Source organism: Sphingorhabdus sp. (assembly GCF_044374345.1).
Classification (GTDB): Bacteria; Pseudomonadota; Alphaproteobacteria; order Sphingomonadales; family Sphingomonadaceae; genus Sphingorhabdus_B.
In genome coordinates this window covers 1-6,426 of record NZ_JBILOS010000108.1, presented here as the reverse complement: position 1 = coordinate 6,426, position 6,426 = coordinate 1, and the positions used below count along the sequence as shown (strand labels likewise).

Annotated in this window: 7 protein-coding genes and 1 pseudogene; 5 read left to right on the top strand and 3 right to left on the bottom strand. The window is 54.9% G+C overall.

Annotation, left to right across the window (positions count from 1 at the left end; genetic code table 11):
• The 3 genes and pseudogenes from ACIQ5B_RS09710 to ACIQ5B_RS09700 all read left to right on the top strand — a co-directional run.
• A pseudogene (locus tag ACIQ5B_RS09710) lies at positions 1 to 97 on the top strand (MaoC family dehydratase); the annotation flags it as partial.
• Between the two features lie 24 nt (positions 98 to 121).
• Positions 122 to 1,300 carry an acetyl-CoA C-acyltransferase gene (locus tag ACIQ5B_RS09705; protein WP_397598838.1) on the top strand — a complete coding sequence of 393 codons (1,179 nt, stop codon included), beginning with the start codon at positions 122 to 124 and terminating at the stop codon, positions 1,298 to 1,300.
• Positions 1,301 to 1,320: 20 nt separating this feature from the next.
• Positions 1,321 to 1,614 (top strand): putative quinol monooxygenase, encoded by a 294-nt coding sequence (locus tag ACIQ5B_RS09700; protein ID WP_183941914.1) that lies wholly within the window; start codon positions 1,321 to 1,323, stop codon positions 1,612 to 1,614.
• Positions 1,615 to 1,988: 374 nt separating this feature from the next.
• Here ACIQ5B_RS09700 and ACIQ5B_RS09695 read toward each other — a convergent pair whose 3' ends face one another.
• Entirely contained in the window at positions 1,989 to 3,224 is a 1,236-nt protein-coding gene (locus tag ACIQ5B_RS09695) for a polyhydroxyalkanoate depolymerase (RefSeq protein ID WP_397598837.1), read from the bottom strand.
• A 152-nt stretch (positions 3,225 to 3,376) separates the two neighbouring features.
• Between ACIQ5B_RS09695 and ACIQ5B_RS09690 the strand changes: the two genes are divergently transcribed.
• On the top strand, positions 3,377 to 5,182 hold the full coding sequence (locus ACIQ5B_RS09690) for an ABC transporter transmembrane domain-containing protein (protein ID WP_397598836.1): 1,806 nt from the start codon (positions 3,377 to 3,379) through the stop codon (positions 5,180 to 5,182).
• On the opposite strand, the gene ACIQ5B_RS09685 is transcribed toward ACIQ5B_RS09690, so the two are convergent.
• Both ACIQ5B_RS09685 and ACIQ5B_RS09680 read right to left on the bottom strand, forming a co-directional pair.
• Positions 5,179 to 5,592: a DUF1465 family protein gene (locus tag ACIQ5B_RS09685; RefSeq protein ID WP_397598835.1), complete on the bottom strand. Its 414-nt coding sequence runs from the start codon at positions 5,590 to 5,592 to the stop codon at positions 5,179 to 5,181. The genes ACIQ5B_RS09690 and ACIQ5B_RS09685 overlap by 4 nt on opposite strands.
• A gap of 160 nt (positions 5,593 to 5,752) precedes the next feature.
• Positions 5,753 to 5,950, bottom strand: a complete 198-nt coding sequence (locus ACIQ5B_RS09680; protein WP_395629246.1) for a YdcH family protein — start codon at positions 5,948 to 5,950, stop codon at positions 5,753 to 5,755.
• Between the two features lie 169 nt (positions 5,951 to 6,119).
• Here ACIQ5B_RS09680 and ACIQ5B_RS09675 point away from each other — a divergent pair, with 169 nt between their 5' ends.
• The gene (locus ACIQ5B_RS09675) at positions 6,120 to 6,290 is read left to right on the top strand and encodes a YdcH family protein (RefSeq protein ID WP_397598834.1); all 171 of its coding nucleotides are present in this window, start codon (positions 6,120 to 6,122) and stop codon (positions 6,288 to 6,290) included.
• Positions 6,291 to 6,426 lie beyond the last annotated feature (136 nt).

Genomic DNA, 6,426 nt, shown 5'->3' with positions numbered 1-6,426 from the left:
TGGCCAATGGCAGCAGACGCTTGAGTTCACCGTCGAGATTGAGGGTGAAGACAAACCAGCACTTCAGGCTGAATGGATCAGCCAGTTTTTCGTATAATTTTCAATTCAAGGAACCATTACCATGCGTGACGCAGTAATCGTATCAACCGCCCGTACCGCCATTGGCAAAGCCTATCGCGGCGGATTTAACGCAACGCTCGGGCCAACGCTCGGCAGCTATGCGTTGAAGGCCGCTGTGGAGCGTGCCGGCATTGAAGGCGGCGAAATTGATGACGTCCTTTGGGGCTCGGCGCTTCAGCAAGGCACGCAGGGCGGAAATCTTGCACGTCAGGTTGCGTTGCGCGCTGGCCTGCCGATTTCTGTTTCGGGCATGACCATGGATCGCCAATGTTCGTCAGGCCTGATGTCCATCGCAACGGCAGCCAAGCAAATCATCGTCGACAATGTCGACGTGATGGCAGCTGGTGGTCAAGAATCCATCTCATTGGTGCAAACCAAGGAAATGCGCGTTCAGCCCGACCCTGCATTGGTTGCCATGCACAATTCGATTTACATGCCGATGCTTCAAACCGCTGAAGTCGTAGCAACGCGTTATAACATCAGCCGCGATGCGATGGACGAATATGCCCTGCAATCGCAGCAGCGCACCGCCGCTGGTCAAGCAGCCGGTTATTTCGATGCCGAAATCGTTCCCGTAACCACGATGATGAATGTCGTGAACAAGGAAACGGGCGAAGTCAGCCAGAAAGAAGTCACCATTGCCAAGGACGAAGGCAATCGCGCCGATACGCAGCTCGCAGGTTTGCAATCGCTGCAGCCCGTACTTGGTCCAGACATGACCATCACGGCCGGTAACGCCAGCCAGTTGTCCGACGGTTCTTCGGCGTCCATTTTGATGGAAGCCAAGGTTGCCGAGAAAAAGGGTCTGAACCCGCTTGGTCGTTATGTCGGCATGGCCGTTGCAGGCACAGAGCCAGACGAAATGGGCATTGGTCCCGTGTTCGCAATTCCAAAATTGCTGCAGCGCTTTGGTCTGAAGATGGACGACATCGGCATTTGGGAATTGAACGAAGCCTTTGCTGTGCAAGTTCTGTACTGCCGCGACAAGCTTGGCATTCCAAACGAGTTGCTAAACGTCAATGGCGGATCAATCTCCATCGGTCACCCATATGGTATGACGGGCGCACGTTGCGTCGGCCATACATTGATCGAAGGCAAGCGTCGCGGTGCGAAATATGGCGTCGTCACGATGTGCGTTGGCGGCGGCATGGGCGCAGCCGGCCTTTTTGAAATCTTCTAAGAACGAAACGGAGCAGCCGCATGTCAGCTATTGGTGTCATCGCAACTTTAACCGTCGCCGACGGCAAAAACGAAGCCTTTGAGGCTGTGTTTGCAGAGCTTGCGGCTGCCGTTCGCGCCAATGAACCGGGGAACGTATTTTATACGTTGACCCGGTCACGGTCGAACCCGCAGGTTTACAAAGTGCTCGAGCAATATGTCGATCAAGACGCGCTCACCGCACATGGCGCCAGCGACTATTTCAAGGCCGCTGGCCCAAAGCTGGCGCCCTGTCTCGCGGGTGCGCCCGATATCGAGTATCTCGACGCGTTATAAAGCTTAAAACCTCTATTGGGCCGTGAACGCATAAATCTCACCTTCACGGTTTGAGGCCATTTTGTTCAGTGCAAGGAATTCTCCTTCATTCCTGTCACCTTCATTGCCGCATGTGCATACCCTCTGCGTGCAAAACGGACTCGCGCAGAGGCGCAGAGGACGCAGAGGTAAACATTCCCCACTTCGTCACCCTGAACGTGTTTCAGGGTGACGAAGTGGAAGGATGACGGCCCGCAACGTCCGCCGCAACATGGCAGCTTTCATCGGCAAATATGGGCAGCACCGCGCGCGATGATAAACTGCCCATCGACGGGCCAGCGTTCAACGGTGGCAGTGATGTGCAATGTCATAAACGCAACATGGCACCAATGGCCCTAGCCATTGTGGCTGACAATCCAGTCTTCGACGACCGGTGCAATTTTTTCGCGCCATTTGCTGCCGTTGAAGATGCCATAATGGCCAACTTCAGGCGCCATATGATATTTTTTGAGCGCATCAGGCAAAGCGATCGCAATGTTGAGTGCCGCTTTGGTTTGCCCAAGGCCGCTAATGTCGTCCCGCTCACCTTCAATCGCCAGCAGACCGATGTCCTTAATCGCACCGGGATCAACAAGCTTACCGCGATAGTTGAATTCGCCCTTGGGCAACAAATGACGCTGGAATACGGTATCTACGGTCTGCAGATAGAATTCGGCCGTCATGTCGCAGACGGAGCGATATTCGTCGTAAAATTCTTTATGCCGATCCGCGCTTTCGCCGTCGCCTTTGACGAGGTCGGAGAACATCGACCAATGGCTGACCATATGGTTGCCCAGATTCATCGACATAAAGCCCGAAAGCTGCAGAAAACCGGGATATACCCGGCGTCCCGACCCTTTATAATATGGCGGGACGGTCGCAATGACATTTTGTACGAACCATTCATGCGGGCGGCGTGTGGCGTGGTCGTTTACCGCCGTTGGCGCTTCGCGGGTGTCAATCGGACCGCCCATCATCGTCAAGGTGCGTGGCCGCAACGGGTGGTCCTTCGCGCTCATCACCGCTGCAGCGGCATAAGCGGGAACAGAGGGCTGACATACCGCCAACATATGGGCACCGCGTCCGCCGGCATCGGGGCCGATGAATTCAAGCCATTCGATGAGATAATCGATGTAGGTTTCCAGATCGAAACCGCCGCCGGTCAACGGCACATCGCGCGCATCTTTCCAATCGGTGATATAGACATCATGCGTTGGGATCATGCGTTCGACCGTGCCGCGCAACAGCGTCGCGAAATGGCCGGACATCGGCGCGCAAATGAGCAACCGTGGCTTCGCGCTGCTGCCTTCATAAACGAACCGCTTCAACTGCCCAAAGGGCTTGCGCGCCAGATTTTCTTCTTGAACAGGCATCGTCTTGCCATCGACAGTAACGCTGTCCAATCCGAATGCTGGCTTTCCGCGCGGCAAAACCGAATGGGCAAAAACATCCAATGCCGACGCCGCGATGGGGGCAAGACCGCCCACAGTAAATGGCCCAGTGAAATTCTTGAGCATATCTGCCTGCGCCTGTGCAATTTTTCCCGCACCTGCTAACCAGCTCCGTTGCATATCATAAGCGGTATAAAGCATCTGCAATCCTTAGATTTCCGTCTTTCGGCCCAGAAAAACAGGGCGTTCTTGTGGAATCCATAAGCGTTTATTGTGCATTGCACCATAGAAAAAGGCATCGGCATCATCTGTCGCGCATTGTTCCCGCTTCGGCGCACTGCTAGGCGGACCGAATGACGAACGAAACTTCCGAAATTCCAACAACGCCTGCACCCGACGCCATTGAGGCGCCTGCCGTAAAGCAAAAGCCTAATTTCGGCAGCTTGCGGATGATCGGGCATTTTACGATCAAATACCCACGACAAATTGCATATGCGCTTCTCGCGCTCATAGCTGCAGCATCATCGACACTGGCTATCCCTTATGGCCTGCGGCTGATTATTGATGAGGGCTTTGCGAAAAATGGCGGAGACCCCGCGCCATATTTTTATCTGTTGCTGGGCATTGTCGTCATCATTGGTGTTTCGACCGCATTCCGTTTTTACTTTGTCAGCTGGTTGGGCGAACGCGTCGTCGGCGACATCCGCGTTGCCGTTCAAAGCAACTTGCTGCGGCTTGCACCACGCTTTTTTGAAGAGAATAGGCCCGGCGAAATCGCGAGCCGGATGACCGCAGATACGGCGATTATCGAACAGATTGTTGGCACCACAGTGTCGGTTGCGTTGCGGAATATCTTTATCGGCATCGGCGGCGTGACATTGCTTTTTGGCTTGGCCCCAAGTCTGACCATTTGGCTTTTGGCGGGCATTCCGGTTGTTGTACTGCCAATCGTCTTTCTCGGTCGGCGGTTAGAAAAGGCATCGCGCACCAGTCAGGATAATGTCGCCAGCGTCGGCACCATCATTTCGGAAGCCCTTGGCGCAATCAAAATCGTTCAGGCATTTGGTCAAGAAACGCGTGAGGGCGTCAGATTTGCAGATGCCGTCGAGGGCACATTTGCCGCCGCGAAAAATCGTATACGGATACGCGCGTTCCTGACAGCGTTGGTCATGGCCCTCGTTTTTGGCGGCATCACGCTGCTGGTGTGGGAAGGTACGGACCAAGTCAACGAAGGCATTATAACCCCCGGAACATTGTTCTCTGTAGTGCTCTATGGCGGACTTGTCGCCGGATCCTTCGGCGCATTGACTGAAGTATATGGGGACCTTGTGCGGGCATCCGGCGCGGCTTCGCGTTTGGCAGAATTGCTGCATGAAGTACCCGAAATTGCGGCGCCCGCCAGCCCGGTGATCATGCCACCAGCGCGCGGTCAGCTGGAGTTTCAGCATGTCCGGTTCCGCTATCCGACCCGACCCGAAATTACTGCGCTTGACGATTTCAGCCTGAAGGTTTCCCCTGGTGAGACAGTCGCGGTCGTCGGGCCATCAGGTGCCGGCAAGTCGACTTTGTTTCAGCTTGCTGAACGTTTTTACGACCCTGAGGCCGGCACTGTCCGCATTGATGGCGTGGCGCTGACCAGTGCAGATCCAGCCGAATTCCGCCAGCGCATCGCCCTGGTTCCGCAAGACACCGTTTTATTCGCGGCCTCCGCACGGGACAATTTGCGCTACGGTCATTGGCTGGCGGACGATGCCGCCATTTGGGCAGCAGCAGAGCAAGCGAATGCCGCGGAGTTCCTGCGCGCTTTGCCGGACGGGTTGGACACGTTTTTGGGCGAAAGCGGTGCGCGCCTATCTGGTGGCCAGCGGCAGCGTCTTGCGATTGCGCGCGCTCTGCTGCGCGATGCTCCAATTCTGTTGCTCGACGAAGCAACCAGTGCCTTGGATGCCGAAAGCGAACGCCTTGTTCAGGACGCGCTTGAACGCCTCATGGTTGGTCGCACGACGATCGTCATTGCCCACCGCCTCGCGACTGTACGTTCGGCCGACCGCATCATTGTGATGGACCAAGGCCAGATAGTTGAAGAGGGCGACCACGCGACACTCAGCGCGGCAGGCGGCCTATATTCGCGTTTGGCCAGCCTGCAGTTCGACGCTTAAAACGAGGCGCGCAAACGGTCGCGCATCGCAACTGGTTCCGACGCCTGCGGAACAGGGGCGCGCATTTTCTCGCTGAGCCGTTGAAGCCGGTCATATAATTCTTCGCTCGCGCCGATCAGCGCTTGCGCCTCTGGTGGGAATTGCAACACCAGCGGCCCATCACTGGCCGGCGCATAGCCCAGATTGTTGGTTTCGTTTCGCGCTTCGCTCTCGGTTATTTCGCCAGCCCGCAATGCCTTTTGATTTAACAACCACGCAATGCTGTGCATCAGGCGTGTGGTGACCTTGAGAGACTCGCAGGAAAAAGCGACCGAAATCTCCGGAGACAAATGCCCCGCATCAAAACTGCGATCAAAACAGGCGCGCGCTTCATCGGCCAGCAGCATCGCTTCTGTGTAAAGAGAATCCACTAATAAAGGGGTTAGTTCGAGTTGTGCGTCGCGCATGCGCCTTTATGGCACGGCATATGCCCCGATGTTAGTGCAAACAATCCCATCGCGGCAACATATTGCGAGTGTGCCGGTATGAAACAATCATCGCGCAATTGTAAACGTTCGAGACGGGAACAGATCAGGCAATGATGTCTGGCACAAGCTGATCTTCAAGCCGCATGATTCGGTCTTTCAATATCAGCTTCTTCTTTTTCAGACGTGCAATCTGAAGCTGATCAACGACCGGCTGCATGGTCAGCGCCGTAATGGCATCATCCAAGTCGCGATGTTCAATCTTCAGTTGTTCCAGCTGCTGCTGGTAGCCGTCGTCGTTCATTCCCCCTTCTAACCAGAGTCATGCAAACAAGTCATCGTTAAAAGCGGGCATGATTGCAGGCGCATGTTTCTGTTGCACGCCAAACGCAAAATTATCGCGAGACTCGCGCCATGTTTCGTGATTTACTTTGGCTGTTGGACCACCGAGTCTTACGCTGAAGGAGAATGATGTGAATAATAATCATCTGTCCGCACTTCGCAGCAAACATGCTGATCTTGAACAAAAGTTGCAGCGCGAAGAACATAGACCTTTTCCTGACACCGGCATCATTCTGAGCCTTAAGAAGCAGAAATTGCATCTTAAGGACGTACTTATGCAGGAATCGGCCGCAACTGGCTGACTACGAATAATTTCAAGCGGGGTATCGCTTGCCTTTTGTGTCTCTGCTAGATGGGGCATATGGAAAGCGCTACCCGTTCCGCCCGCAACATACTGACCGGTCTTCACGAAGTGATGGCCTCGCGAAACCATGCGCA